We start from the raw sequence: 24,675 nt of genomic DNA, 5'->3' as shown, positions 1-24,675 counted from the left end.
GGATATTCTGATGTCGGACAGCAAACGGATCACGGCCAGCAAAGACGACCTGCTCGAACTCGAAAAGGGGTTCTGGACGGGCGACGAAGCTTACTACGCCGCCAATGTCGACACAGAATGCCTGGTAGCATTTCCTGAGATGGCACAGGCAATGGACAATGCCGATCTGGCCAAGACCGCGACCAAGCCCAACCGCTGGCGCGACCTTCAGATCGACCTCAAGGGTATCATCGAGCCCGGCAGCGACATTATCATGCTGACCTATGAGGCTCATGCGACACGAGAAAACGGCGAGCCCTACGCCGCGTTGGTCAGCACCGGCTATGTTCATCGTGTCAACGGCTGGAAGATGATGTTCCATTCGCAGACGCCGATGGAAACCGCGAAGGGCTGACCCCTTTCACCGGTCGAGCCGGCTCGGCCGCTCGGTCTCCGGTCAGGGATAAAAAACGGCTTCGCCCTTCAGCGCGTCGGCCAACATCTTCTCGTATTTGACGCGCGGCACGTCGACCGCGCCGAAGCGTTTGAGATGCTCGGTGGTGAATTGCGTGTCGAGCAGGGCAAAGCCGCGCGCCTTCAGCCGCTCGACCAGATGATACAGGCAGGTCTTGGACGCGTCGGTTTCCCGGGCGAACATGCTTTCGCCGAAGAACACGCGACCGAGCGAGACGCCATAGAGGCCGCCGACCAGCCGTTCCTCGCGCCATGCCTCGACCGAATGGCAGTGCCCAAGACGGTGCAGCTCGATATAGGCTTCGCGGATCGGCGCGTTGATCCAGGTCGAGCGGCGCTCCTCGCGCTTTTCGGCGCAGCCGTCGATCGTCGCCTCGAAATCGAAATCGAAGCGGATGTCGAACGGGTGCTTGCGGATCGTCTTCCGCAGGCTCTTCGGCGTGTGGAAGCCGTCGAGCGGGATGATGCCGCGCGTCTCCGGCCGCACCCAGAACACTTCCGGGTCGGAAGCGCTCTCCGCCATCGGGAAGACGCCCGAGGCATAGGCCTTGAGCAAGAGGTCGGTCGGAATGCGATAGCCGGGTGCGTAAGGGCGGGTCATCGCGGCATCATAGCGGCAATTCGGGCGCTATTCCTCTTTGGCCAGATACTTTTCCAGCCAGTGGATGTCGTAGTCGCCATTGGCGATATCGGCATTGCCGACCAGGTCCCGAAACAGCGGCAGCGTCGTTTTGATGCCGTCAACGACGAATTCGTCGAGCGCCCGGCGCAGCCGCATCATGCATTCGACGCGGTTGCGGCCGTGCACGATCAGCTTGCCGATCAGGCTGTCATAATAGGGCGGGATCTTGTAGCCGGAATAGACACCGGAATCGACGCGGATGCCGAGACCGCCAGGCGTGTGGAAATGTGTAATCGTGCCGGGCGAAGGCGTGAAGGTGCGCGGGTCCTCGGCATTGATGCGGCATTCTATGGCGTGGCCGTTGAACTTGATGTCCTCCTGGCGCACCGAAAGCCCGCCGCCGGAGGCAACGCGGATCTGTTCGTGGACGAGATCGATGCCGGTGATCGCCTCCGTCACCGGATGCTCGACCTGCAGCCGCGTGTTCATCTCGATGAAGTAGAACTCGCCATTCTCGTACAGGAATTCGATGGTGCCTGCGCCGGAGTAGCCGAGGTCGGCGATGGCCTTGGCACAGATATTGCCGATGCGGGCGCGCTCCTCGGCGTTAAGGGCCGGCGAGGGCGCCTCTTCCCAGACTTTCTGGTGGCGGCGTTGCAGCGAACAGTCGCGCTCGCCGAAATGCACGCCGCGGCCGGCGCCGTCGCCGAATACCTGCACCTCGATGTGGCGCGGCTTTTCCAAGTATTTCTCGATGTAGACGGCATCGTCGCCGAAGGCGGCTCCCGCTTCCGTGCTCGCTGTCTGCAAGGCGATCTCGAGATCGGCCTCGGTAAGGGCGACCTTCATACCGCGCCCGCCACCGCCTGCCGATGCCTTGATGATCACGGGATAGCCGATCTCGGCGGCAATGCGCCTGGCTTCCTTTTGATCGGTGACGGCGCCGTCGGAGCCCGGCACAACCGGAATGCCGAGCCGCTTTGCGGTGCGCTTGGCCTCGATCTTGTCGCCCATGATGCGGATGTGGTCGCCCGACGGGCCGATGAAGGTGATGTTGTGGGCGGCGAGAATGTCGGCGAACTTGGCGTTTTCCGACAGGAAGCCATAGCCCGGATGCACGGCATCGGCGCCTGTGATCTCGCAGGCTGCGACGATCTGGTGGATGTTGAGATAGCTGTCGCGCGACGGCGGCGGACCGATGCACACGCTTTCGTCGGCGAGCCTGACATGCATGGCGTCAGCGTCGGCGGTCGAATGCACGACCACGGTCTGGATGCCGAGTTCCTTGCAGGCGCGCAGCACCCGAAGCGCGATTTCGCCGCGGTTGGCGATGAGGATCTTCTGGAACATCCGGCCCGCTCTACTCGATCACGACGAGCGGCATGCCGTACTCGACCGGCTGGCCGTCCTCGAACAGGATCGCCGTCACCGTGCCGGCGCGCGGCGAAGGGATCTGGTTCATCGTCTTCATCGCTTCGATGATCAGCAGCGTCTGGCCTTCCTTGACCTTCTGGCCGACTTCGATGAAGGCCTTGGCGTCGGGCGAGGGCGCGAGATAAGCGGTGCCGACCATCGGCGAGGGGACCGCGTTCTTGGACGGATCGGCCACTGCTGGTGCGGCAGCCGCGGGCTGCTGCGCTGCCGGAGCATAACCGGCCTGCGGTGCGGCGATGGCGTGGACGGCCGGCGCCTGGCGCGATACGCGCACCTTCAGGTCGCCGAGCTCGACTTCGATCTCGGTGAGATTGGTGTCGTTCAGTATGCCCGCGAGATCGCGGATCAGTTGCTGGTCAACACCGGTCTTCTTTATCGACATTTTCGAGCCTTCTGTTTGTGGGCCGGTCATAGGCGTGCCGCCAGCGCCTGCAGCGCCAGCGAGTAGCCAAGCGGCCCGAACCCGCAGATCATGCCGACAGCGACCGGCGCGACCATGGAGACGTGGCGGAATGGTTCCCGCGCGTGGATGTTGGAGAGGTGAACTTCGGCGACGGGCAGCGGCGCGACAGCGCGGATGGCGTCGTGAATGGCAATCGAGGTGTGGCTGTAGGCACCCGGATTGATGACGATGCCGGCTGCCTTGTCGCCGGCTTCCTGGATCCAGTCGACGAGGTCGCCCTCATGGTTCGACTGGCGAAAATCAATCTCGAGGCCAAGCGCGGCGCCCGCCTGCTTGCAGTCGTCGGCGATCGCGGCAAGCGTCTTGCCGCCATAGATGCCCGGCTCGCGCTTGCCGAGCGCGTTCAGGTTGGGGCCGTTCAGGACGAAAATCGTTTTCAAAAATGCCGACCTTTTTCGACGCCGGCCTCAAGCCGGCGCGCAGGGCCTTCTATAATGGGCATAGCCGCCCGCGGAAAGAGCACAAGTGCGATCTTTCACTGTCCACAACAGGCGGAAATGTGCCCGTGAGAAATAGGCTCGCGTGCAAGATCAGAGCGCGGCTTTCGCCGCCTCGATCTTTTCAGCCAGCACTTCCTGGCCGAGCGCCCCGAACACCACCTCATTGCCGACCACGTAGGAAGGCGTTCCGGTGATGGCCAGCTTGTTGGCGAGGTCGAAGGTCTTGGAGAAAGCCTCGGTGATGGTCGGATCCTTCATCTTCTCGCGCAATTTCGCCTCATCGGCGCCTAGCGACAGCGCAACCTTGATGGCCGCCGCCTCGGTGGCGCGGCCCTGGCCGCCGAGCAGGGCGTTGTGGAACTCGCCGTATTTCTCCGGATGCATCAGGTGGAAAGCCATCGAGACGACGCTGGCCTTTTGCGAATCCGGCCCGAGGATCGGGAATTCCTTGAGCACGAAGCGCAGCTCCGGATCGGCCTTTGTCAGAGCCTGCATGTCGTCGATGGCGCGTTTGCAGAAGCCGCAATTGTAATCGTAGAATTCGACGATGGTGACCTTGCCCTTCGGGTTGCCGACGACACCGTCGAAGGTCGAGTTGAAAATCTCGGACTTGGCCTTCTCGATGACTCCGAGGCTGGCGATGCGCTGCTCTTCCTTCTGCTTGGCCTCGAGCGCCTCCTGCACTTCGAGCAGCACTTCGGGGTTCTTCAGGAGATAGTCGCGGATAATGCCCTCGACCTCGGTGCGATCGATCTTGGTGTCGGCCGAGGCGGTCTGCACGGCCTGCGCCGTGCCGGCCTTGGCCACCTGCGGACTGCCGGCGACGAACCCGAAAGCCAGCATGGCAAGAGCAGCCGCCACTCCCGTCGTGCCGAGCAATATTGCCTTGTTCATCGTCTGATCCTCTTTACCGGTTCCGGTCTATCCTAGTCGCCGCCGGCGACCGGTTCATTTCTTGAGTTTGCCTGAAGGGTTGTAGTTTATGATGTCCTGCGCCCGAATCCAGCCGGGTTCGCCACGCTTCAAGTCCTTTTGCGCGCGCATGGCGAAAATTTTCGCATTCGTGTAATCGCCGGAATAGAAATGGCCCTCGGCGGTGGCGAGTTCCGCCGCCGGAATGTTGCCAAGCTCGCCATAGGCCTGGGCGAGATAGCGGTATCCGACCGTGTTTTCCTTGTCGCGCCCGAGGCCGTTGTTGATCTGCACCACCGCCTTCTTCAGCGAATCGGGCGTGCCGATGGCCATCAGCGCCTGGCCGAGAGAAACGGGCAACAGGCCCGACCTCACCGGATCGAGGCTGACCGCCTTGGCATAGGCGTCCGCGGCGTCCTTGGGCTTGTTGGCCTTCATCAGTACGTCGCCGCGCATTTCCTGGAAGTAGGGGTTCTTCGGCTGTTCCTTGATCAGTGCATTGGCCTTGGTCAGCGCCGCACCCAGATTGCCGTAGAGATAGGCCATCTGCGCTTCGCCATAGCGCGAGGCGAGGCTGCCCGGGGCCTTGCGGATCAGCCGCGTGGCCGCGGCCTGGCCGCCCATATAGGCGGCGATCTTGATGCGCATCATGTCGTGCCGCTGCTGCAGTGCCGGCGGATCGACCTTGTCGACATTGGGGCTCTGCTTGACCAGCACTTCGAGATTGGCGATGCGCTCCTGCGGCATCGGGTGGCTGATGCGGTAGGGATCGACCTGCGTGCCGGAAAGCGACAGCGCGCTCTGGAAGCGGGCGAAGGTCTTCAGCATGCCCATGCCGGACTGGCCGGTGGCATTGAGATAGGTGATGGCAGAGCGGTCGGCGGTCGACTCTTCGGTGCGCTGGTAGGCAAGAATGCTGCGCTGCGCCATCTCGCCGCCGCCCGCGGCGACACCCATGCCGGCGCCGGCAAGGCCGCGGCTGTTGGTGGTGGCGCCGGCAACGATGGCGCCGGCGCCAAGCAGCGTGGCGATGATGGCCATGGTCTTGGCGCGCTCGAGCTGGTCGCGCAATTTCTGCTGATGGCCGCCGGCGATGTGGCCGGCCTCGTGGGCGATGACGCCGATGATCTCATTGGGCGTTTCGGCCTGCATCAGCGCGCCGGTGTTGATGAACAGCCGGCGCCCGGTGACGAAGGCGTTGAAGCTCTGATCGTTGACCAGAACGATATCGACACCGTCATTGGCAAGACCGGCCGCCTTGAAGATCGGCCGCGCATAGTCGCGCACCAGCGCCTCGATCTCGGCATCGCGCACGACCGGCACCGCCTGGGCGAAGGCCGTCACCGAGCCGGTGACAGCGACGGCGGCGGCAAGCAAAAGCGTCGCGAAGCCGCGCGCTGTCTTCCCGATGGAAGATTTGGACATCGTTGATTTGGGTCGGCTCAGCATGAGGTCCACTGGTAAACGAGCGCGCGAACGATGAAAAGTCACGGCACCGAAACTAGGCGAACTTGTGATCCTCACATCAATCGGGCATTTGTGCGGCGCTGCCGCCGGTTGATGGCTTTGAGCGGCGGGCCGGACGGAAAGATTGAGGTCAAATGGTAGTTTCGCTGTCGCGCCGCGGTGAAGTCGAGCCGTTTCACGCCATGGACATTCTGGCCGAAGCCAACCGGCTGAAGGCGACGGGCGTGCCTGTCGTCTCCATGGCCGTCGGCCAGCCATCCGATCCGGCGCCCGTGGGCGTGAGGGAAGCAGCCGCAAATGCGCTGAGGATCGGACGCATCGGCTATACCGACACACTCGGTCTGGCGGATCTGCGCAAGGCGATCGCCACGCATTATGGCGACCATTACGGGATCGATGTCGCGCCGAACCGGATCGCCGTGACCACGGGATCGTCGGCCGCCTTCAATCTGGCATTCCTGGCGATGTTCGATCCCGGCGACCGCGTCGCCATCGCAGCACCCGGCTATCCGGCCTACCGCAACATCATGGCCGCGCTCGGTATCCAGATCGTCGAGATCGAGCTCGGCAGCGACGCCTATCTTCATGCCGAACATTTGAAATCGGCGCACCGGGAAAAACCGCTGAAGGGTGTGTTGTTCGCCAGCCCGGCCAATCCGACAGGTGCGGTCATTCCCGTCGACGAGTTGTCGGCACTGGTGAGGACAGCCGAAGAACTCGGCATCGCGGTGATTTCGGACGAAATCTATCATCGGCTGGCCTATGCCGCGCCCGACACCACGGCGCTGGCCCATGGCTCAGGCGTGACGGTGATCAATTCCTTCTCGAAATATTATTGCATGACCGGATGGCGCATCGGCTGGATGGTGCTGCCGGAAGCTCTGGTGAGGCCGATCGAACGCATCGCCCAGAGCCTCTACATCTCGCCGCCGGAACTGTCGCAGATCGCGGCGATCGAAGCCTTCAAGGCGGCGGAAGAGCTGGAAGCAGTGAAGGCGCGCTATGCCTGGAACCGCGAGCTGTTGATGCGGCGCCTTCCGGAACTCGGATTTCCCTTGGCGGCGCCGATGGACGGTGCCTTCTACGCTTTCTGCGATGTCACCCGGCATACCAATGACAGCATGGCCTTTGCGCGCAAAATGCTGGCCGAAGCGCATGTGGCGGCGACGCCCGGTCGCGATTTCGATCCGCTGGCAGGACACCGCACGATGCGCTTTTCCTATGCCGGCAGCCATGACGACATGGTCGATGCGATGGCGCGCATCGAGCGCTGGCTGAAATAGCGGGGACGAGCATGCCGGATCTTGAACAAACGCTGGCCGACATCGCCGCCGAGATGGCCGAGCGCTCCGATCGCGGCGAGGTCGCCACCTACATTCCGCAGCTCGGCAAGGTCGATCCGAAGAAATTCGGCATTGCCGCCGTGACCAATGACGGCCGCGTGCTGGTCGCCGGCGACGCCGACCAGGCGTTTTCGATCCAGTCCATCTCCAAGGTGTTTACGCTCACGTTGGCGCTCGGCAATGTCGGCGACGCGCTGTGGCAGCGTGTCGGACGCGAGCCGTCGGGCAATCCGTTCAACTCGATCGTGCAGCTCGAGCATGAGAACGGCATTCCGCGCAATCCGTTCATCAATGCCGGCGCCATCGTCGTCTCCGACATACTGCTTGCCGGCCACCAGCCGCGCGAGGCGATCGGCGAAATCCTGCGCTTCATCCAGTTCCTTGCCGATGACGAAGCGATCATCATCGACCGCGAGGTCGCGGCTTCCGAACGCGCCACCGGCTATCGCAACTTCGCGCTTGCCAACTACATGAAATCCTTCGGCAATCTCCACCATGCACCGGAGCTGGCGCTGGGCGTGTACTTCCACCATTGCGCCATCGCCATGAGCTGCCGGCAATTGGCGCTGGCCGGCCGCTTCCTCGCCAATGGCGGCAGAAACCCGGCAACCGGGCACTCCGTGGTGTCTGCCGAGCGGGCGCGGCGCATCGGCGCCATGATGCTGACCTGCGGCCACTATGACGGTTCCGGCGATTTCGCCTTCCGTGTCGGCATTCCCGGCAAAAGCGGCGTCGGCGGCGGCATATTGGGGATCGTGCCGGGTGTGGCTTCACTCGCCGTATGGTCGCCGGGCTTGAACGCCAACGGCAATTCCAAGCTGGGGTCGATCGCCTTGGAAAAACTGGCCAGGATGATGAACTGGTCGATTTTCGCCCCCTGATGCTTTCCGCCATTCGCGCATGAAAAAATCCCGCGCCGTGGTTTGAACGGCGCGGGATTTTTGTCAGGAACCTATCTTAATCGGCTGAATAGCTTAGAAAAAGCCCTTCCGCTGCCACCAGCCGGCGCGCTTCGGCTTTTCCTCGGCCTTTGCCTCGTCGGCAACGCTGGAGGAAACCACCGGCACCGCGGAGGTATCCGCGGCCACGGCTTTGCGCCGTGACGGGCGAGCCTTGGCGGGCTCGTCGTCGACGGTCGTTTCCGTGGCGGCATCGGCCGCAGCGGGGGCGGCTGCTTCGACGGCAGCTTCCGGTGCAGCCTCGGCCGCCGTCTCATCGGCGACTTCCACCACAGCCTTCTTTGCCCTTGAAGCGCGCTTCTTCTTCGGCTTTTCGGCTGGAGCGTCGTCGTTCGCCGCGGCGGGAGCCGCTGCTTCTTCAACCGCTACGGCTGCTACGGGCTCGCTTGCGGCCGTTCCGACTTCAGCGGCCTCGGCCACCGAGGCGGTTTCGCCGGCTTCGGTCTCCGTGCCGTCTTCGCGACGATTGCGCTTGCCGCCGCGCTTGCCGCGACGGCGCTTCTTGCCCTGGGCGTCATCTGATGCTTCCACCGTTTCGACGGCGCCAACCTGGGCTTCGTCTTGCTGTGTTGCATCGTCACCGCCTGGTTCAGCGGCAAAGTCGTCGCTTGCCGCCGAAACCGAAGCACCTTCGGCGCCATGCTCGCGATCGCCATGTTCGCGTTCGCGATCCTTGCCGCCGCGCCGCCTGCGGCGCTTGCGACGCTTGCGATCGCGGCCTTCGCCGTCCTCAGCCGATCTCGGCTGCTGCTGCTGCGACTGCGGCTGCGCCTGGCGCGGCTGCTCGGCCTGTACCACAACCTCGTCGTCTTCCTCCTCGATGACGATCTCGTCCTCGGGCTCTTCCGGCTCGACATAGGCCGGGAAGGTTCGCGCTTCGACAAAGCCTTCCGGCTTTTCGGCAATGGCGCCGCGGAAGATCGCGTAGTGCTGCACACCCACCGTATCATCGGCCTCGACGGTGATGGTCAGGCCAAAGCGGCTTTCGAGTTCCACCAGCGTGCCGCGCTTGTGGTTGAGCACATAGAGAGCGGTCGCCGCCGGGGTTCGCACCGTGATGTGGCTGCGCGAATCCTTGAGCAGGAATTCCTCGATCGCCCGCACCACCATCAGCGCCACCGACGAATCGGAGCGCACATGGCCAGTGCCGCCGCAATGAGGGCACGGCTTCATGGTTGATTCCAGCACGCTGGCGCGGATGCGCTGGCGCGACATCTCCATCAGACCGAAATGCGAGATGCGGCCGACCTGGATGCGGGCTCGGTCGTTCTTGAGGTGATCCTTCAGCCGCTTCTCGACGGAGCGGTTGTTGCGGTTCTCCTCCATGTCGATGAAGTCGATGACGATCAGGCCGGCGAGATCGCGCAGCCTCAATTGCCTGGCGACTTCTTCCGCCGCTTCAAGGTTGGTGTGGAGAGCGGTGTCCTCGATCGAGTGCTCCTTGGTGGAGCGGCCCGAATTGACGTCGATGGCGACCAGCGCCTCGGTCTGGTTGATGATGATATAGCCGCCGCTCTTCAGCGTCACCTGGGGCTGCAGCATGCGGTCGAGCTGCGCCTCGATGCCGTTGCGCACGAAGATCGGCGTCGTGTCGCGGAACGGCTGAACCACCTTGGCGTGGCTCGGCATCAGCATGCGCATGAAATCCTTGGCCTCGCGGTAGCCTTCCTCGCCGGAGACAAGAATCTCGTCAATATCCTTGTTGTAGAGGTCGCGCACCGAGCGCTTGATCAGGCTGCCTTCCTCATAGACGAGGGCAGGGGCGGTGGATTGCAGCGTCAGATTGCGGACGTTTTCCCAAAGCCGCATCAGATATTCGTAGTCGCGCTTGATTTCCGCCTTGGTGCGGCTTTCGCCGGCGGTGCGCAGGATGACGCCCATGCCCTGCGGCACTTCGAGATCGGCAACGACCTCCTTGAGGCGCTTGCGGTCGACCGCACTGGTGATCTTGCGCGAAATGCCGCCGCCGCGTGCGGTGTTGGGCATCAGCACGGAATAGCGGCCGGCAAGCGACAGATAGGTGGTGAGCGCCGCGCCCTTGTTGCCGCGCTCTTCCTTGACCACCTGCACCAGCAGAATCTGCCGGCGCTTGATGACTTCCTGAATCTTGTACTGGCGGCGCACCGGCTTGCGGCGGCTGCGCACCTCTTCCAGCGCATCCTCGGCGCCTACGGATTCGATCTCGTGGTCGTCCGGATGCGAGGACTGCACCTCTTCCAGCATGCCGCGGTCATTGTCCTCGGAGGTGGCTTCGCCACTTGCCTCGCTGGACGACCTTTCGTCACCCGGCTCCGCCGCAGGGACAGCTTCGGAGATCACATCCGCTTCGACGCTTGCCGCGATCGATGTCGGGCCGCCTTCCGACGGTTCGGTCGCGGATGTCTCGGCGTCGGAGGCTTCGCTGTCGCCATGCCCGGCATGATCGTCATGCCCGGCGGTATTGGCCGCGGCATGCTCGGAAGCAGGCGCTTCGGAGACGGCATCGCTGCCGGCATCGCCATGTTCGCCGTTTTCATCATCGGCGCCGGCGTCGCGCTTGTGTTCGCCTCGCTCACGACCCTTGCCGCCGCGCCGGCGGCCGCGCCGGCCGCGATCGCGGCTCTGGCGGTCGTCGCCGTCATTGTCCTCGTTCTCCTCGTCCTCGGCTTCCTGCGCTTCAGCGCGCAGCAAAGCCTGACGATCGGCGACCGGGATCTGGTAATAGTCGGGGTGAATTTCACTGAAGGCGAGGAAACCGTGACGGTTGCCGCCATATTCGACAAAGGCTGCCTGAAGGGAAGGTTCGACGCGCGTTACGCGGGCGAGATAGATGTTTCCTTTGAGCTGCTTCTTGTCCTGAGATTCAAAGTCGAATTCTTCAATACGGTTACCGCGGATAACGACAACGCGTGTTTCCTCCGGGTGGGAGGCGTCTATCAGCATTTTGTTGGGCATTATTTCGTTTCCTCCCGGCAGCCGTCAGCCGCAGCTTGCGAGGCAAAGCCCGCTGCTGCGTGTCTGGGATGTGGGTGCCGGATGTCTGAATGTCCGCCGGACGCCGCTTGAGCGCCATGGCGGTGCCGCCCGCAGCCACAATGGCGCGGTTTGATGCGGACCTTTCCATGATTGCGCTTGAAGCCATCGTCACCAGCAGAACCTTTTGAACCAAAGCCCGGACGAACCGGACCAGCTTGTTTGCTCATACAGAGCCGGCACGGGAACAACCCCGGCCGTTTTCCTCACGCAGGCGATTCCCCCGCCACGGGCGCACACCTGCGAAATTCGTCGCGATCACCTGAAGCCTTTTCGCTGGAGCGAAAGGAGCCGCCTTTCATCTGACCTGTAGCAGGAAGCTGCGGGAGAAGCGGTTCCAGGATTGCAGTGATCCACCATCGCTTTTATGATTTGACGGGGTGGAAGGCAACCCCGATTTCGGATGCCGGCAAAAAGCAGTGCCGTAACGGAAGCACAGGCCTTAATCCTCAATGAAAAGGCTTGGTTAACCTTCTCTGGATACCAATCGTTAATCGAGTCTGCGGCCTGACCGGCATTTCGACCAACCACGCGGGCGCAAGCGCCAAACCGGGAGCGACTGCAAAGAAATGGGACTGGCGGGCATCACAGACAAGGGCCATGGCTGTGCAGGCCGTTTCCTGCGCGCTGCCGGTGTGCTGTTGCTGCTGGCGCTTTGCCTTGCTTTTGCGCCGGTCTCACGCGCCGCCGATGCGCCACTCGGCGCCACCGCCTACAAGATGGCCGGCGACGCAACCAAGATGCGCATCGTCATCGATTTCGACCGCGAGCCCGACATCAAATGGTTCCTGCTGCGCGGCCCCAACCGGCTGGTCGTGGACCTGCCGCGCACCCGATTCGCCATTGGCGCGAAGGACGCCAAGGCCCGCGGCCTGGTCAAAGCGGTGCGTTATGGCGATCAGGGCGAGGGATCGCGGCTGATCCTGACCGGCAAGGGGCCGTTCTCGGTCGACAAGCTCGAGGTGCTCAAGAACGAGGACGGCGCAGGCTATCGCATCGCCATCGACATGTCGGCAGCCTCCGACCGCGAGTTCGACGAAGCCCTTGCCAACCAGGCGCTGACCACTGGCTCGACCGTCTCCACCGACAAGGGCTCCAGGGTCGGCACAGGGCCGATCTCCAATCCCGGGCATCGCTTCACCATCGTCATCGATCCCGGCCATGGCGGCATCGACGGTGGCGCCGAAGGCCTCAACGGCACCATCGAGAAGAACGTGACCTTGGCCTTTGCCACTGAATTGCGCGACAAGCTCGCCACCGTCGGCAACTACGACGTGTTCATGACGCGCGACACCGACGAGTTCCTGCGGCTCGATGACCGCGTGCGCATCGCCCGGCAGCACGAGGCTGACCTTTTGATCTCGATCCATGCCGACACGATCAGCGTCAAGGGTATCAGAGGCGCCACCGTCTATACCGTCTCCGACAAGGCGTCCGATCCGCAAGCGCAGGCGCTTGCCGACCGTGAAAACCTCTCCGACCAGTTCGCCGGCATGGTGATCAAGGACGACAACAAGGAAGTCACCGACATACTGATCGACCTGATCCGCCGCGAGACGCATAATTTCTCGATGAGCTTTGCCCACACTCTGGTCGGCCAGTTGTCCACCAGCGTCGGCCTGATCAACAATCCGCAGCGTTCGGCCGGTTTCAAAGTGCTGAAAGCGCCCGATGTGCCGTCGGTGCTGGTGGAACTCGGCTATCTCTCCAACGCCAAGGATGAAGCGCAACTGCTCGACGCCGACTGGCGCGGCAAGGCGGCGGAGAGCATCACCAACGCCGTCGCCCTGTTTGCCTCCGCCAAGATGGGAACGGGAACCGGAGGCTGAGATGGTCGCCGCCGCCCACGACCGGAGGCAGCGTTGCACGACGACAACACCAGGCGCTTTTATTTCAGGTGGGGGATGCCTAAACCGGGCACTGCCGTATTTTGCCCACATGGTGGCGACATGGGTTTTCCATCACGGATCGGGACAGTTGCGAAGGCTTGCGCGAAAGGCGGCTTCGTCTAGGAAATTCCCGGACCTCGGACTGGAGCGGGCATGATTCGTCTTATCGGCTATTTCTTTGGTATCGGCACGACGCTGGCGCTTATCGTCGCCGCGGGCGTGGCGATATACATCAGCCATCTATCGAAAGACCTGCCCGACTACGAGGTTCTGGCCAAGTACGAGCCGCCAGTGACGACCCGCATCCATGCTTCCGACGGCTCGCTGATGGCCGAATATGCGCGCGAACGGCGGCTCTATCTACCGATCCAGGCGGTTCCGGACCGGGTCAAGGCGGCGTTCCTGTCGGCCGAGGACAAGAATTTCTACAACCATCCCGGCATCGACATCACCGGGCTTGGCCGCGCCATCTACGTCAACCTGCAGAATCTGGGTTCGGGCAGGCGCCAGGTCGGCGCCTCGACCATCACCCAGCAGGTGGCGAAGAACTTCCTCTTGTCCTCGGACCAGACCTACGAGCGCAAGATCAAGGAGATGATCCTGGCCTTCCGCATCGAGCAGGCTTATTCGAAGGACCGCATCCTTGAGCTCTATCTCAACGAAATCTTCTTCGGTTTCGGCGCCTATGGCGTTGCGGGCGCGGCACTGACCTATTTCGACAAGTCGGTCAACGAACTCACCGTCGCGGAAGCCGCTTATCTGGCGTCGCTGCCGAAGGGGCCCAACAACTACCATCCCTTCAAGCATGCCGACCGCGCCATCGAGCGCCGCAACTGGGTCATCGACCAGATGGTCGAGAACGGCTACGTGACGCGCGAGGAAGGCGACAAGGCCAAGGCCGAGCCGCTTGGCGTGACGCCGCGCCGCAATGGCTCCTATCTGTTTGCGGGTGAATATTTCACCGAGGAAGTGCGCCGCCAGATCATCTCGCGCTATGGCGAGAACGCGCTCTATGAGGGCGGCCTTTCGGTGCGCACGACGCTCGATCCGAAGATCCAGCTCATCGCCCGCAAGTCGATGCAGAACGGCTTGCTCAAATACGACACGCTGCGCGGCTATCGCGGACCGGTGACGCATATCGATGCTTCCGGCGACTGGGGCGTGGCGCTGGGCAACGTCAAGGGGCTGGAAGACGTGCCGGAATGGTCGCTTGCCGTCGTGCTCGACAGCTCGGCGACCGGCCTTTCCATCGGCCTGCAGCCGACGCGGCAGATATCAGGCGACATCGTCAAGGAACGCGTCGAAGGCGCCGTCAGCAAGGAAGACATGAGCTTTGCCATGCGCCATGTGGTCGATGGCAAGACGGTCAAGGCCAAGTCTCCGGCCGATGTACTGCAGCCCGGCGACGTCATCTTCGTGCAGAAGAACGAAGGGTCGGAAGGCGCCTACACGTTGCGCCAGGTGCCGGAAGTGGAGGGCGGCCTGATCGCCATGGATCCACATACCGGCCGCGTGCTGGCCATGGTCGGCGGCTTCTCCTATGCGCAGTCGGAGTTCAACCGCGCCACGCAGGCGATGCGCCAGCCGGGATCGTCCTTCAAGCCGATCGTCTATTCGGCCGCGCTCGACAATGGCTATACGCCGGCCTCGGTGATCATGGACGGACCGATCACCATCCAGAGCGGCACCACGACCTGGACGCCGAAGAACTATGACGGCACGGTGGCCGGTCCCGCGACCTTGCGTTCCGGCATCGAAAAGTCGCGGAATTTGATGACGGTGCGGCTCGCCAACGACATGGGCATGAAGCTGGTGGTGGAATATGCCGAGAGGTTCGGCGTCTACGACCATCTGGCGCCGTATCTGCCGATGGCGCTGGGTTCCGGCGAGACGACGGTGATGCGCATGGTGTCGGCCTATTCGATCATGGCCAATGGCGGCAAGTCGATCAAACCCTCGCTCATCGACCGCATCCAGGACCGCTACGGCAAGACCGTGTTCAAGCAGGACGAGCGCGGCTGCGAAGGTTGCAATGCGCCCGAATGGAACAACCAGCCCGAACCGGAACTGGTCGACAATTCCGAGCAGGTGCTCGATCCGATGACCGCCTACCAGATCACCTCGATGATGGAAGGCGTCGTCCAGCGCGGCACCGGCGCCACCATCGCCGAGCTTGGCCGCCACATCGCCGGCAAGACCGGAACGACCAATGACGAGAAAGACGCCTGGTTCATCGGCTATACGCCGAACCTCGTCGTCGGCCTCTACATGGGTTACGACACGCCACGCGGTCTCGGCCATGGCGCCACCGGCGGTGGTCTGGCGGCGCCTATCTTCAAGGACTTCATGCGCGTTGCGCTGGACGGCACGCCCAATGTCGACTTCAAGGTGCCGGAAGGCATGAACCTGGTCGCGATCAACCGCAAGACCGGCATGCGTGCCGCGTCGGGCGATCCCGGCACCATCATCGAAGCCTTCAAGCCCGGCACCGGCCCAGCCGACAGCTATTGGGTGATCGGCATGGGCGCCGACGGGTCCAACGGCGCCGGCGGACCGCTATCGCCGCAGGCTACGGAAGCCATCCAGGCACCCGGCGGCGGACTCTACTGACGACCTGATTTTTTACGTCGAGTGGGCTGGCTTGTTGAGCCGGCCCATTTCGCTTTACAGGCAGCAATGCCGTGCCTATGTATCGCGCCGACCCAAGCGCCACTTCAAAAACAGGACAGAACAACCAGCCATGCGCGCGGAAACGCAGAATATTGTCGACGAGATCAGGCAGGCGATCACCCTGCTGAGGAGGCATCTTTGACTGGGATCAGGCTATAAAGCGGCTTGAATACCTGAACGTGCGCGCCGAGGATTCCAGCCTCTGGAATGATCCGCTGGAAGCGCAAAAGCTGATGCGCGAGCGCCAGGGCCTCGAAGACGGGATCGCCGGGGTCAAAAGCCTGACTCAGGCGCTGGAAGACAATATCGGCCTGATCGAACTGGGTGAGGAAGAGGGCGACCAGAGCGTGATCGCCGAGGCGGAAGCAGCCCTCCGCTCGATGCAGGGCGAGGCCAAGGCCCGCCAGGTCGAGACGCTGCTGTCGGGCGAGGCCGACGCCAACGACACCTATCTCGAAGTCCATGCCGGCGCCGGCGGCACCGAGAGCCAGGACTGGGCCTCGATGCTTCTGCGCATGTACACGCGCTGGGCCGAGCGTCGCCGTTTCAAGGTCGAAGTGCTGGAAGTCCATGACGGCGAAGAGGCCGGCATCAAGTCCGCCACGCTCCTGATCAAGGGCCACAATGCCTATGGCTGGCTGAAGACCGAGTCGGGCGTTCATCGCCTGGTCCGCATTTCACCCTATGACAGCAATGCGCGCCGCCACACGTCCTTCTCCAGCGTCTGGGTCTACCCGGTCGTGGATGACAGGATCGAGATCGACGTCTCGGAATCCGATGTACGCATCGACACCTACCGCTCATCCGGTTCGGGCGGCCAGCACGTCAACACCACGGACTCGGCGGTTCGCATCACCCATATCGCCACCGGCATCGCGGTTGCCTGCCAGGCCGAACGCTCGCAGCACAAGAACAAGGCGAAGGCCTGGGAAATGCTGCGCTCGCGCCTTTACGAGGAAGAGCTGAAGAAGCGCGAAGCGGTGGCCAATGCCACAGAAGCGTCGAAGAGCGACATCGGCTGGGGTCACCAGATCCGTTCCTATGTGCTGCAGCCCTACCAGTTGGTGAAGGACCTGCGCACCGGCGTCGAGAGCACCAGCCCGTCGAGCGTGCTCGACGGCGACCTCGACGACTTCATGGAAGCTTCGTTGTCGCAGCGCATCGAGGGCGGTGCCGGTGAAGCCGTGGCCGACCTCGACTAGGATATGTCCATATTCAGGTGAGGCCGGCCTGCGAATGGCTGATTCCTGCGCTTCCGCCACTTTCGACTCAGCTGACTTGAATAAGAACATCCCTGGGCGGGGGAGCGAAGGAGGAACCATGACTCGCAGGCTCACCGGCAAATGCTTTTGCGGCGCGGTCCAGTATGAAGTGGCGGACGAGTTCGTCTATGCCGCCAACTGCCATTGTTCGAACTGCCGGCGCACCACAGGTTCCGCCTTCAAGCCCTTCGCCGGCATCGAGCGCGAGAAACTTGCCCTTGCCGAAGGGCATCACGGGCTCATCCATTTCGGCGATGACAGCGGCCACGATGCGCATTGCAGCCGCTGCGGCTCGTTGCTGTATTCGCTGGTCCGCGACGGCGCCTATGTCCATGTCGCCATGGGCACGCTGGTCGACGATCCGACGATCCGGCCGACCGCGCACATCTTCGTCGGCTCCAAAGCGCCATGGTTCACCATCGCCGACGACTTGCCGCAATATGAAGGGCATGTGATCGCCGGTCCAGGCGACGTATAGGCTGGAACCACATACGGCCAATCCCGTTGTTTCGTTGCCCGTCTGCCGGGATTTGAGCCTGGCCTTGGATCTCGTCAGCGGTTGCAGATAGCGGCGTAGATGTGCGGCCTCGCGCAGCAACTTCTTGCGCCGGCCAAGGAATCAGCCCAGCATCCGAGGGCTGGAAGAGAAAAAGCATTTATGGCCGGACGCGGCATATCTGCGACCTGACGATCCGGCCACTGGGAAGACACGTTCCGGGAACGGGCAAGCGAAACGCTTGATGCTCGTTTGAAAGGAACGCTTCCATGTCTGCTGCCACTCTCCGATCGGCCAGAGCCGTTCAACCGGCTGGCCGACTCCTGTTTTCCTTGTTCGTCACCCCGATCTTTGCAATCGCGATGGCGGTGCTGACCGCACCCGCCTTCGCCCATGACGCCAAGCCTACGGCGGCGAAGCCGCAAGGCTGGAGCTATCCCTTCGCCTGCTGCGCAAACTACGACTGCCGCACCACCCATACCGGCGAGGTGCTGGAAAAGCCGGAGGGCTATGTCATCGCCGGAACGGGGGAGGTCGTTCCGATGAGCGACAAGCGGGTCAAGGACTCACCCGACGGCGATTTCCACTGGTGCGCGCACCAGGCCGGCCTCGACGCAGGCAAGACGATCTGCCTGTTCGTGCCACCGCGTTCCTACTGAGTTCTGTTGGCAGTTCTCATCGGAAGGCCGGCCTTGGTGCTGAAGGCGCTTGCGTCAGACGGAAGCAGCGAGTGCTGAGGCGAAGTCGCGATACGGGCGCAGTGGGCGACCCAGAAGTGCCGTCAGGCGCTCGACGTCGCCGGCCTCGGGCAGCATCCCGTCGGTGAAGAAGCGCTCGCCCATCAGGCGCATGTCGTAGGCCATCCAGGCGGGCAGGAACTGCTTGAGATTTTGCTCAAAACCCTCCGTATTGTCGCCGCTGTAGCTGATCGGGCGGGCGAGTACGTCTGACCAGATTGCGGCAATATCCGTCCCGGTCAATGTCTGCGGACCGACGAGGTTGATCCTCTCGAACGCAAGCGGCTCCTTGGACCGTTCGCGACGCAGCAGCTCAAGAGCGGCGACCTCGGCTATATCACGGGCATCGATCATGGCGAGACCCTTGGGGCCGATCGGCATTGGGTAGGTGCCGTAGCCGGTGATGACGTCTTCGACCGTCCGATCGTTCTGGATGAAGTAGGCCGGGCGCAAGATCGTAGCTTTGAAGTCCATCTGTTCGATCATTCGCTCGACGCCGAACTTGCCCGCGAAATGCGGCACGTTCACATAGACGTCAGCGTGGATCACCGAGAGATAGACGATCCGCTCGATGCCGGCCGATCGGGCGACATTCAAGGCGATCAAAGCCTGGGTGAATTCGTCCGGCACCACGGCGTTCAAGAGGAACAGCGTGGAAACGCCAGACATGGCTTTGCGCAGCGAATCGACATCGAGAAAGTCGCCTTGCACGACGGATACGCCTGCCGGAAAACTGGCTTTCGACGGATCGCGCACGAGAGCACGCACATCGGCGCCGCGCTTGGCGAGCTGTTCGACGACTTGGCGGCCGATATTGCCGGTGGCGCCGGTAACGAGAATGGTCATGGAATTTCTCCTGTTGGGTTGCTTGACAGCCCCAATATGTGTGGCTCACAAAGAGCCCAGTAGACGGCATTTTTAGACACGTCGTCTCGCTGGTGGGACAGTCATGGATCTTTTAGCCCTTGCCGATTTTAACCTCGTGGCTCGCCATGGCGGCTTCGGCAAAGCGGCAAGGTCCACCGGCCGGCCCAAGGCAACGTTGTCCCGGCGCGTTGGCGAATTGGAAAGCAGTCTGGATCTGCGTCTGTTCGAACGGGGTGCGCGTAACCTGAAGCTGACCGAAGAAGGACGGGCGCTCTTCGAGCGGACGGGGGCGTTGCTTGCCGAGCTGGACGAGACGGCATCGGCGATTGCCTCGGGCGGTCAGAGACCCAAGGGCAGATTGCGGATCAGCGCGCCTTTGCATTTTTCGCAGACTGCAATGGGGAGGATCGCTGCGGGATTTGCCCTGAGGTATCCTGAGGTGAGGCTTGAAGTGACCACCGAAGACCGGCATGTCGACATGATCGAGGAAGGCTACGATCTGGTAATCCGGGTCAATCCGGATCCCGATGAAAGCCTGGTCGGACGGGCGTTTCTCCGCGACCGCCTGGTCGTTGTGGCGAGCCCGGACCTTCCTCGCCCGACCGATGGGCTCGCCGCTCCTGGCGTTGCGCGCGGGACAGGCGAGCGGCAAACATGGCAGGTGAAGACACCAGGTGGCCGGGCAACACTTAGAATCGAGCCGGTCCTCGCCTTGTCGACGCTGATCATGGTCCGCGATGCGGTGCGAGCCGGCGTCGGCGCAGGACGGCTTCCCATTTCGTTGGTGGCCCACGACCTGGCTGACGGCACACTGGTGAATTGGGGGGATATTGACGGCCCCGAAATTTCTCTATGGACGCTCTACCCGTCGCGGCGGCTGCTCAGCGCGCGCGTGTCGGCGTTCCTGGATTTTCTGAAACAGGCTTTCCCAAACGGGACGCCGGACGAACTGGCCGCCTATATCGGCAGGTGACGACGATTGGGAGGTGACGACGGGTCCGCTTCGGCCAGAGCGCCGCTCGGCTCGATCGATCGAAGCCTGCTGACAGACAGTTGTCAGGAGCCTTCCTTTATGGTGCCTTGCCGCATGGGTGGCGGCAACGGAGAGGAAAGCTTTTCATGACCATCAAGGCCAGCTGTCATTGTAAGGCGACGACGTTCGAGGTTTCGCAGGCGCCCGAGACGGTAACACAATGCACTTGCTCGTTCTGCTCCAAGCGCGGTTCGCTGTGGGCTTACTACGTTCCGTCGCAATTCAAGCTCACCAGCTCGCCGGAAAACGTTTCCTTCTATCAATGGGGATCGAAGACCGTCAAACACGGGTTTTGCGCCATTTGCGGCTGCGGCACCTTCACCGAAACGCCGGACTGGTCAACCGGCAAACCGGGCTTCGACAATCCCAAGATATCAGTCAATTCGCGGCTGTTCGACGATTTCGACCTCGATAAGGTCGAGGTGGTCGTCATTGACGGCAAGAACCTCTGGTAGGCCAGCACCAGCCACCGAAGCGGAAGAGTGGCGCGAGCGGGGAAAAGCCGCTTTCGCCGCTCGGTTTTTCGCCGCATTTCATGTTACAAGACCCGAGAAGGGCTTATATGCGCGAGCGCAAAGGCCGCGCTTTGGAGAGGGACGATTCTATGAAAAAGACTGTGCTCGTCGCCGTTGCGACGGCTGTGCTGGTGAGTGCCTGCACCACGACCGATCCGTACACCGGCGAGCAGAAGGTTTCGAACACCGCAGCCGGCGCCGGCCTTGGTGCCCTGGCGGGCGCGGGCCTCGGCCTGCTTGCCGGCGGCAATGACCGCCGCAACGCGCTGATCGGCGCCGGTATCGGCGCGCTGGCCGGCGGCGCCATCGGCGCGACCATGGACCAGAACGAGGCTGAACTGCGCCGCCAGCTCGAAGGCACCGGCGTCAGCGTCACCCGCACCGGCGACCAGATCATCCTCAACATGCCGTCCGACATTACTTTCAACGTCGACCAGGATGCGGTGAAGCCTGGCTTCTACCAGGTGCTGAACTCGGTTGCGCTGGTGCTGAAGAAGTTCAAGCAGACCACGGTCGACGTGTTCGGCCACACCGATTCGACCGGCGGCGACGAACACAATTTCGATCTGTCGCAGCGCCGTGCATTGGCGGTCGCCAACTATCTCTCGGGCCAAGGTGTCGATTCGCGCCGCTTCGCCGTCACCGGATTCGGCAAGACCCGCCCGATCGCTTCCAACGGAACGGCGGCCGGCCGTGCGCAGAACCGGCGCGTCGAGATCCAGCTTTCGCCGCTGACCTGAATTGTTCGGCATCGAAATGCGAAGGCGGCCCCCGCAAGGGGCCGCTTTCTTTTTGGGCTCCTGTGGTCCGTCAAAAGGTCTAACGCATTAGAGATTTCTAATAATTCCTTTCCGGAGGCCTTGGAAGGGATTAGCATTGGTGCGGTTCCAGAGGGGATGGGGCGATACAAACGGCCGCGCAGTCACTTAGTCGGCCCCGGTCCTGCACGGCCAGATAGGAAATCTGGGAGGAATGCATGACAAGAACAGCTCGTCTTGGGCGTTGCGGCGTCCTCATTTTGACAGGTCTGGTCTCAGCTTGGTGCGCAGCGGCCACGGCTCGAGCCGAGGACGCCAACAAAGCCGACATCGAAGCGTTGAAGAAATCGCTCGCCAAATATGAAGACTACACGGTCGCCGTCCGCGACCTTTATCTGTCGACTGTCGGGTGCGTCTATTACAGCGGGGACAGGATCGAGGGCGCAATGGACTATCCGAAGGGCGCTATGGGCATCCATTTCGTCAACGTCCCGAGTGTCGGTCAGAAACTCGATCCGATGCGCCCCAATGTGCTGATCTACGAGCCGACCAAGAAAGGCTTGAAATTGGTTGGCGTGGAATGGCTGGTGCCCCTGACGCCAGACACCAAGGAACCTCCAAAACTATTTGGCCAGACCTTCATGGGACCGATGGAAGGGCACTATCCGCTCATTCCGAGGGAGTTCGTCCACTACGACCTTCATGCCTGGCTGTTCAGAGACAATCCGAACGGCATGTTCAGTCCGACCAACCCGAACGTGAAATGCAGCAAGGCAGAGTTTCCGATGCTGGAAAAACCGACCAAGATGATGCCCGGCCCGATGTGACGGACGGGCCAGGATAGGAGCGTGCCAAGAGTGCAAGCTGGCCGGCTGCATTTGAGAGCGCTCGGGATCAGGCTCGGACGACGATCGGCATGAGGGCCGGCGCGCATGAAGGCTGCCCGCATGATGTCGTCGCGGAAGCCGACAATGGCGCTGCGAGCCGTCAGTCGAAGGTAAAAGCGGCCCGCAAGGGCCGTTTTTGTTTGGCATGTCGGACCCTGTAATCAAGGCCTACGAGGTCGGCTGATCGACAAATTGCCGCAACGATACGGCGCACGATCGGCAAGACCGGCAGCAGACTTGGAAAGCCCACTAGCCATGATGCTCCCCATGCATACGGCCAGGTCGCCACGAAACCGGTTGTCCAGCCCGCATTGATCAGCGTCGCTACCGCGGAAACAATGCACGACATCAGGATGGAAAGAACGAATGGCATCACCAGCGCATTGTAAGAGGCCGGTAGCTTCCTCGATTTCAAAACCTTGTGGGATGACGGTCGCATCAAATATCTCCTTCTCGAAAAGTGGAAGTATGCGCGGCTGGGCGCAGTCAGGCGGCCTGCGCCATTTGCTGGGCAAGGTTTCGAATAAAGCCGCGCAACGAACGCGGTTCGCGGCCCAGGGCGGCGCGCAATGTCAGACTGTTCCCACCAAGGCCATAGTGGGCGTAGTGGGCGTATATTTTGGCCAGCACCTGCATTTGGCGGTCATTGTAGGGAAGGCGTGCCTCGGCCGCCCACTCGCCAAATGTCGGCTCACCAGAAGAGATGGGTCGGCCAAGTTCCTCACTCATCATCGCAACGATGTCTTCCCGGCTGTGCATGCCGTCAGCGCACAGATCGAGGGTCGCGTAGGACAATCGCGCTTCGGTTAGGGCGATCGCCGCCACCTCAGCGACATCGCGGTAGTCGACGCGGGCCAGCTTCGCCGTCTTTGGAAACGGTTCCGAGAAAACACCATGTTCAACGACGGACGGCCAGGCCGCTGCGAGGTTCTGCATGAAATTGGCAGGGTGCAGAATCGTATATTCCATCGTTGTCGAGTAGAGAGCAACCTCGACAGGTACCTTGCTGGCATGGTTCTTCAGTCGCGTATTGGTAGGCTGGATCACCGACGAGAAGACGAACTTTCGAACTCCTGCTCGCGTGGCGGCCTCAACCATGGCAACGCCCATGGCTGCTTCATCGGGAGCAAAAGCCGGCCCAATGTGAAAGACGCCGTCGACGCCCTCGACCGCCTTTTCGAGGCTCTGACGATTTCGCAAATCTCCTGTCGCAACCTCGGATGCCCCTAGCTTCCGGGCCTTTTCGGCATTCGCAGGGTCGCGAACGAGCGCTCGAACATTGGCATTGCGTCGGACAAGTTCAGGCACGACAAGTCCCGCAACTCGGCCTGTGGCACCAACGACCAGAACAGTTGGATTGGCTACTTGCATGACGATTCCCTTCCATCAAGCCTGTCCTCGCGGGACAACTTGCAGAGAGGTACGACGTCGCAATTGTCGTTACAATTACCCGTTTTTGCGATATATTATGTCGAAGATCGGGATAATACATGAGCCGGATGGACGATTTCGAGGCTTTCATCGCGATCGTCGAGCATGGAAGTCTGACGACTGCCGCACATCGGCTGAACCGCTCGCTGCAGTCGGTCAGCCGGTCTCTGGCGGCACTGGAGGAATCAGTCGGCGTCGAGCTGATCCACAGGACAACGCGTCGCTCGACACCGAGTGAAGTCGGAGCAGCCTTTTTCAACCGGATCAAACCCGCGGTCGACGAAATAAACGACGCAAGACTTCAGGCGATCAATCAACGATCGGAGCCGGCAGGCGTCCTGCGCATCGGGGCGCCGGTTCTGTTTGGCCCGAACGTCCTGATGCCTGTCATCGCCGAATACATGCGGACATTTCCCCGGGTCGAGGTCGATCTTCAACTTTCCGATGGATTTGCCGATCTTGGCGCCGAAGGTCTCGACCTGGCAATACGCATCGGCGATTTGCCGGATTCCAACTTGAAAGCCAAACGCCTGGGGGCGTTGCGGCGCGTTGTGTTCGGCGCGCCTTCCTATTTCGCGCGGTGTGGCCGGCCGGCCCATCCCTTCCAGCTGAGTGAGCACAGTTGCATAATCAGAACCGCTAACGAGCGTCCAGGTGAATGGACGTTTCAGATCGACGGGAAACCCCGGACCGTGAAGGTCGCAGGCGCTTTTCGCTCCAATCTGATGACCTCGGTCTATGCCGCCGCAATCCACGGACTGGGTTTGGGCTTCTCGCCTCTGTGGCAGATAAGACATTTGGTCGACGACGGTCTCGTCGAACTGGTTTTGACGGAATTCGAGCCGGCACCGGTGCCGATCCATGCCTTGTGGCAGGAAGGCCGGTCATCTTCGGCCAAGGTTCGGGCGTTTCTGGATTTATTGGCATCCCGCCTGGAACTGAAAAGCCTGTAGCATCGACGGGCTATTTAAGCCTCCAGACCGGAAGCGATCGGGTAGATCGAGCCTGTTTTGCGGTTACCGCGC

The 24,675-nt window shown here is 62.1% G+C and carries 22 protein-coding genes and 1 pseudogene; 13 read left to right on the top strand and 10 right to left on the bottom strand.

The annotated features are described in order from the left end of the window. Positions 1–10 precede the first annotated feature (10 nt). Positions 11–394, top strand: coding sequence for a hypothetical protein (locus tag NKI37_RS29265; RefSeq protein ID WP_023667489.1), 384 nt, complete (start codon positions 11–13; stop codon positions 392–394). Between the two features lie 42 nt (positions 395–436). Here the strand turns inward: NKI37_RS29265 and aat are convergent, their stop codons facing one another. The 6 genes from aat to NKI37_RS29235 form a co-directional block, all read right to left on the bottom strand. Further along, positions 437–1,054, bottom strand: a complete 618-nt coding sequence (aat, locus tag NKI37_RS29260; protein ID WP_023681498.1) for a leucyl/phenylalanyl-tRNA--protein transferase — start codon at positions 1,052–1,054, stop codon at positions 437–439. A gap of 27 nt (positions 1,055–1,081) precedes the next feature. Further along, complete coding sequence (gene accC / locus NKI37_RS29255) at positions 1,082–2,425, bottom strand: acetyl-CoA carboxylase biotin carboxylase subunit (protein WP_023681497.1); 1,344 nt, start codon at positions 2,423–2,425, stop codon at positions 1,082–1,084. A 10-nt stretch (positions 2,426–2,435) separates the two neighbouring features. Continuing rightward, positions 2,436–2,891: an acetyl-CoA carboxylase biotin carboxyl carrier protein gene (gene accB / locus NKI37_RS29250; RefSeq protein WP_023667486.1), complete on the bottom strand. Its 456-nt coding sequence runs from the start codon at positions 2,889–2,891 to the stop codon at positions 2,436–2,438. 26 nt (positions 2,892–2,917) lie between these two features. Beyond that, positions 2,918–3,352, bottom strand: coding sequence for a type II 3-dehydroquinate dehydratase (gene aroQ / locus NKI37_RS29245; protein WP_023667485.1), 435 nt, complete (start codon positions 3,350–3,352; stop codon positions 2,918–2,920). Between the two features lie 150 nt (positions 3,353–3,502). After that, on the bottom strand, positions 3,503–4,306 hold the full coding sequence (locus NKI37_RS29240) for a DsbA family protein (RefSeq protein ID WP_023748766.1): 804 nt from the start codon (positions 4,304–4,306) through the stop codon (positions 3,503–3,505). A 54-nt stretch (positions 4,307–4,360) separates the two neighbouring features. Then, positions 4,361–5,773, bottom strand: coding sequence for a M48 family metalloprotease (locus NKI37_RS29235; RefSeq protein ID WP_352790628.1), 1,413 nt, complete (start codon positions 5,771–5,773; stop codon positions 4,361–4,363). A gap of 152 nt (positions 5,774–5,925) precedes the next feature. Between NKI37_RS29235 and NKI37_RS29230 the strand changes: the two genes are divergently transcribed. Both NKI37_RS29230 and NKI37_RS29225 read left to right on the top strand, forming a co-directional pair. Beyond that, entirely contained in the window at positions 5,926–7,074 is a 1,149-nt protein-coding gene (locus NKI37_RS29230) for a pyridoxal phosphate-dependent aminotransferase (RefSeq protein ID WP_023715790.1), read from the top strand. A gap of 11 nt (positions 7,075–7,085) precedes the next feature. Continuing rightward, a complete protein-coding gene (locus NKI37_RS29225) occupies positions 7,086–8,015 on the top strand; it encodes a glutaminase (RefSeq protein WP_023715789.1) in 930 nt (309 codons plus the stop codon). 93 nt (positions 8,016–8,108) lie between these two features. Here NKI37_RS29225 and NKI37_RS29220 read toward each other — a convergent pair whose 3' ends face one another. Beyond that, positions 8,109–11,027, bottom strand: coding sequence for a ribonuclease E/G (locus NKI37_RS29220; RefSeq protein WP_023715788.1), 2,919 nt, complete (start codon positions 11,025–11,027; stop codon positions 8,109–8,111). 647 nt (positions 11,028–11,674) lie between these two features. On the opposite strand from NKI37_RS29220, the gene NKI37_RS29215 reads away from it, so the two are divergent. The 5 genes from NKI37_RS29215 (at position 11,675) to NKI37_RS29195 (ending at position 18,081) form a co-directional block, all read left to right on the top strand. Further along, complete coding sequence (locus NKI37_RS29215) at positions 11,675–12,934, top strand: N-acetylmuramoyl-L-alanine amidase (protein ID WP_352790631.1); 1,260 nt, start codon at positions 11,675–11,677, stop codon at positions 12,932–12,934. Between the two features lie 213 nt (positions 12,935–13,147). Beyond that, on the top strand, positions 13,148–15,604 hold the full coding sequence (locus NKI37_RS29210) for a penicillin-binding protein 1A (RefSeq protein ID WP_023667477.1): 2,457 nt from the start codon (positions 13,148–13,150) through the stop codon (positions 15,602–15,604). Positions 15,605–15,734: 130 nt separating this feature from the next. Beyond that, a protein-coding gene (gene prfB / locus NKI37_RS29205) for a peptide chain release factor 2 (RefSeq protein WP_155922402.1) occupies positions 15,735–16,866 on the top strand; the annotation gives its coding sequence in 2 pieces (ribosomal slippage) (positions 15,735–15,800 and positions 15,802–16,866; 1,131 coding nt in all). Between the two features lie 118 nt (positions 16,867–16,984). Further along, entirely contained in the window at positions 16,985–17,404 is a 420-nt protein-coding gene (locus tag NKI37_RS29200; RefSeq protein WP_023691227.1) for a GFA family protein, read from the top strand. A gap of 287 nt (positions 17,405–17,691) precedes the next feature. Continuing rightward, complete coding sequence (locus NKI37_RS29195; RefSeq protein WP_023715786.1) at positions 17,692–18,081, top strand: hypothetical protein; 390 nt, start codon at positions 17,692–17,694, stop codon at positions 18,079–18,081. Between the two features lie 54 nt (positions 18,082–18,135). Here the strand turns inward: NKI37_RS29195 and NKI37_RS29190 are convergent, their stop codons facing one another. Then, positions 18,136–19,005 carry an NmrA/HSCARG family protein gene (locus NKI37_RS29190; protein ID WP_352790633.1) on the bottom strand — a complete coding sequence of 290 codons (870 nt, stop codon included), beginning with the start codon at positions 19,003–19,005 and terminating at the stop codon, positions 18,136–18,138. A gap of 103 nt (positions 19,006–19,108) precedes the next feature. On the opposite strand from NKI37_RS29190, the gene NKI37_RS29185 reads away from it, so the two are divergent. The 4 genes from NKI37_RS29185 (at position 19,109) to NKI37_RS29170 (ending at position 22,159) form a co-directional block, all read left to right on the top strand. Then, positions 19,109–19,999: a LysR family transcriptional regulator gene (locus NKI37_RS29185; RefSeq protein ID WP_027050429.1), complete on the top strand. Its 891-nt coding sequence runs from the start codon at positions 19,109–19,111 to the stop codon at positions 19,997–19,999. Positions 20,000–20,145: 146 nt separating this feature from the next. Then, positions 20,146–20,514 carry a GFA family protein gene (locus NKI37_RS29180; RefSeq protein WP_027050430.1) on the top strand — a complete coding sequence of 123 codons (369 nt, stop codon included), beginning with the start codon at positions 20,146–20,148 and terminating at the stop codon, positions 20,512–20,514. A 149-nt stretch (positions 20,515–20,663) separates the two neighbouring features. After that, the gene (locus NKI37_RS29175) at positions 20,664–21,314 is read left to right on the top strand and encodes a YiaD family glycine zipper/OmpA-like lipoprotein (protein ID WP_023667470.1); all 651 of its coding nucleotides are present in this window, start codon (positions 20,664–20,666) and stop codon (positions 21,312–21,314) included. Between the two features lie 236 nt (positions 21,315–21,550). Beyond that, positions 21,551–22,159, top strand: coding sequence for a hypothetical protein (locus NKI37_RS29170; protein WP_023681486.1), 609 nt, complete (start codon positions 21,551–21,553; stop codon positions 22,157–22,159). 250 nt (positions 22,160–22,409) lie between these two features. Here NKI37_RS29170 and NKI37_RS29165 read toward each other — a convergent pair. Further along, a pseudogene (locus NKI37_RS29165) lies at positions 22,410–22,658 on the bottom strand (DUF2798 domain-containing protein); the annotation flags it as partial. A 47-nt stretch (positions 22,659–22,705) separates the two neighbouring features. Continuing rightward, on the bottom strand, positions 22,706–23,590 hold the full coding sequence (locus NKI37_RS29160) for an NmrA/HSCARG family protein (protein WP_023681485.1): 885 nt from the start codon (positions 23,588–23,590) through the stop codon (positions 22,706–22,708). A 119-nt stretch (positions 23,591–23,709) separates the two neighbouring features. Between NKI37_RS29160 and NKI37_RS29155 the strand changes: the two genes are divergently transcribed. Further along, positions 23,710–24,603 (top strand): LysR family transcriptional regulator, encoded by an 894-nt coding sequence (locus tag NKI37_RS29155; RefSeq protein WP_023681484.1) that lies wholly within the window; start codon positions 23,710–23,712, stop codon positions 24,601–24,603. Positions 24,604–24,675: the final 72 nt, after the last annotated feature.

Origin of the sequence: Mesorhizobium sp. M0626, assembly GCF_040320665.1 — a bacterium.
Classification (GTDB): Bacteria; Pseudomonadota; Alphaproteobacteria; order Rhizobiales; family Rhizobiaceae; genus Mesorhizobium.
Note: the sequence above shows the minus strand (reverse complement) of the source record. Positions and strands in the feature narration are given on the sequence as shown.

Bases quoted from the DNA above. Each gene is read 5' to 3' on its own strand.
- NKI37_RS29175 (WP_023667470.1), top strand. From the start codon at position 20,664: ATGAAAAAGACTGTGCTCGTCGCCGTTGCGACGGCTGTGCTGGTGAGT.
- NKI37_RS29230 (WP_023715790.1), top strand. From the start codon at position 5,926: ATGGTAGTTTCGCTGTCGCGCCGCGGTGAAGTCGAGCCGTTTCACGCC.
- NKI37_RS29210 (WP_023667477.1), top strand. From the start codon at position 13,148: ATGATTCGTCTTATCGGCTATTTCTTTGGTATCGGCACGACGCTGGCG.
- NKI37_RS29185 (WP_027050429.1), top strand. From the start codon at position 19,109: ATGGATCTTTTAGCCCTTGCCGATTTTAACCTCGTGGCTCGCCATGGC.
- NKI37_RS29160 (WP_023681485.1), bottom strand. From the start codon at position 23,590: ATGCAAGTAGCCAATCCAACTGTTCTGGTCGTTGGTGCCACAGGCCGA.
- NKI37_RS29170 (WP_023681486.1), top strand. From the start codon at position 21,551: ATGACAAGAACAGCTCGTCTTGGGCGTTGCGGCGTCCTCATTTTGACA.
- NKI37_RS29240 (WP_023748766.1), bottom strand. From the start codon at position 4,306: ATGAACAAGGCAATATTGCTCGGCACGACGGGAGTGGCGGCTGCTCTT.
- accB (WP_023667486.1), bottom strand. From the start codon at position 2,891: ATGTCGATAAAGAAGACCGGTGTTGACCAGCAACTGATCCGCGATCTC.
- aat (WP_023681498.1), bottom strand. From the start codon at position 1,054: ATGACCCGCCCTTACGCACCCGGCTATCGCATTCCGACCGACCTCTTG.
- NKI37_RS29195 (WP_023715786.1), top strand. From the start codon at position 17,692: ATGTCTGCTGCCACTCTCCGATCGGCCAGAGCCGTTCAACCGGCTGGC.
- NKI37_RS29190 (WP_352790633.1), bottom strand. From the start codon at position 19,005: ATGACCATTCTCGTTACCGGCGCCACCGGCAATATCGGCCGCCAAGTC.
- NKI37_RS29180 (WP_027050430.1), top strand. From the start codon at position 20,146: ATGACCATCAAGGCCAGCTGTCATTGTAAGGCGACGACGTTCGAGGTT.
- NKI37_RS29265 (WP_023667489.1), top strand. From the start codon at position 11: ATGTCGGACAGCAAACGGATCACGGCCAGCAAAGACGACCTGCTCGAA.
- NKI37_RS29215 (WP_352790631.1), top strand. From the start codon at position 11,675: ATGGGACTGGCGGGCATCACAGACAAGGGCCATGGCTGTGCAGGCCGT.
- NKI37_RS29235 (WP_352790628.1), bottom strand. From the start codon at position 5,773: ATGCTGAGCCGACCCAAATCAACGATGTCCAAATCTTCCATCGGGAAG.
- NKI37_RS29155 (WP_023681484.1), top strand. From the start codon at position 23,710: ATGAGCCGGATGGACGATTTCGAGGCTTTCATCGCGATCGTCGAGCAT.
- NKI37_RS29225 (WP_023715789.1), top strand. From the start codon at position 7,086: ATGCCGGATCTTGAACAAACGCTGGCCGACATCGCCGCCGAGATGGCC.
- accC (WP_023681497.1), bottom strand. From the start codon at position 2,425: ATGTTCCAGAAGATCCTCATCGCCAACCGCGGCGAAATCGCGCTTCGG.
- NKI37_RS29200 (WP_023691227.1), top strand. From the start codon at position 16,985: ATGACTCGCAGGCTCACCGGCAAATGCTTTTGCGGCGCGGTCCAGTAT.
- NKI37_RS29220 (WP_023715788.1), bottom strand. From the start codon at position 11,027: ATGCCCAACAAAATGCTGATAGACGCCTCCCACCCGGAGGAAACACGC.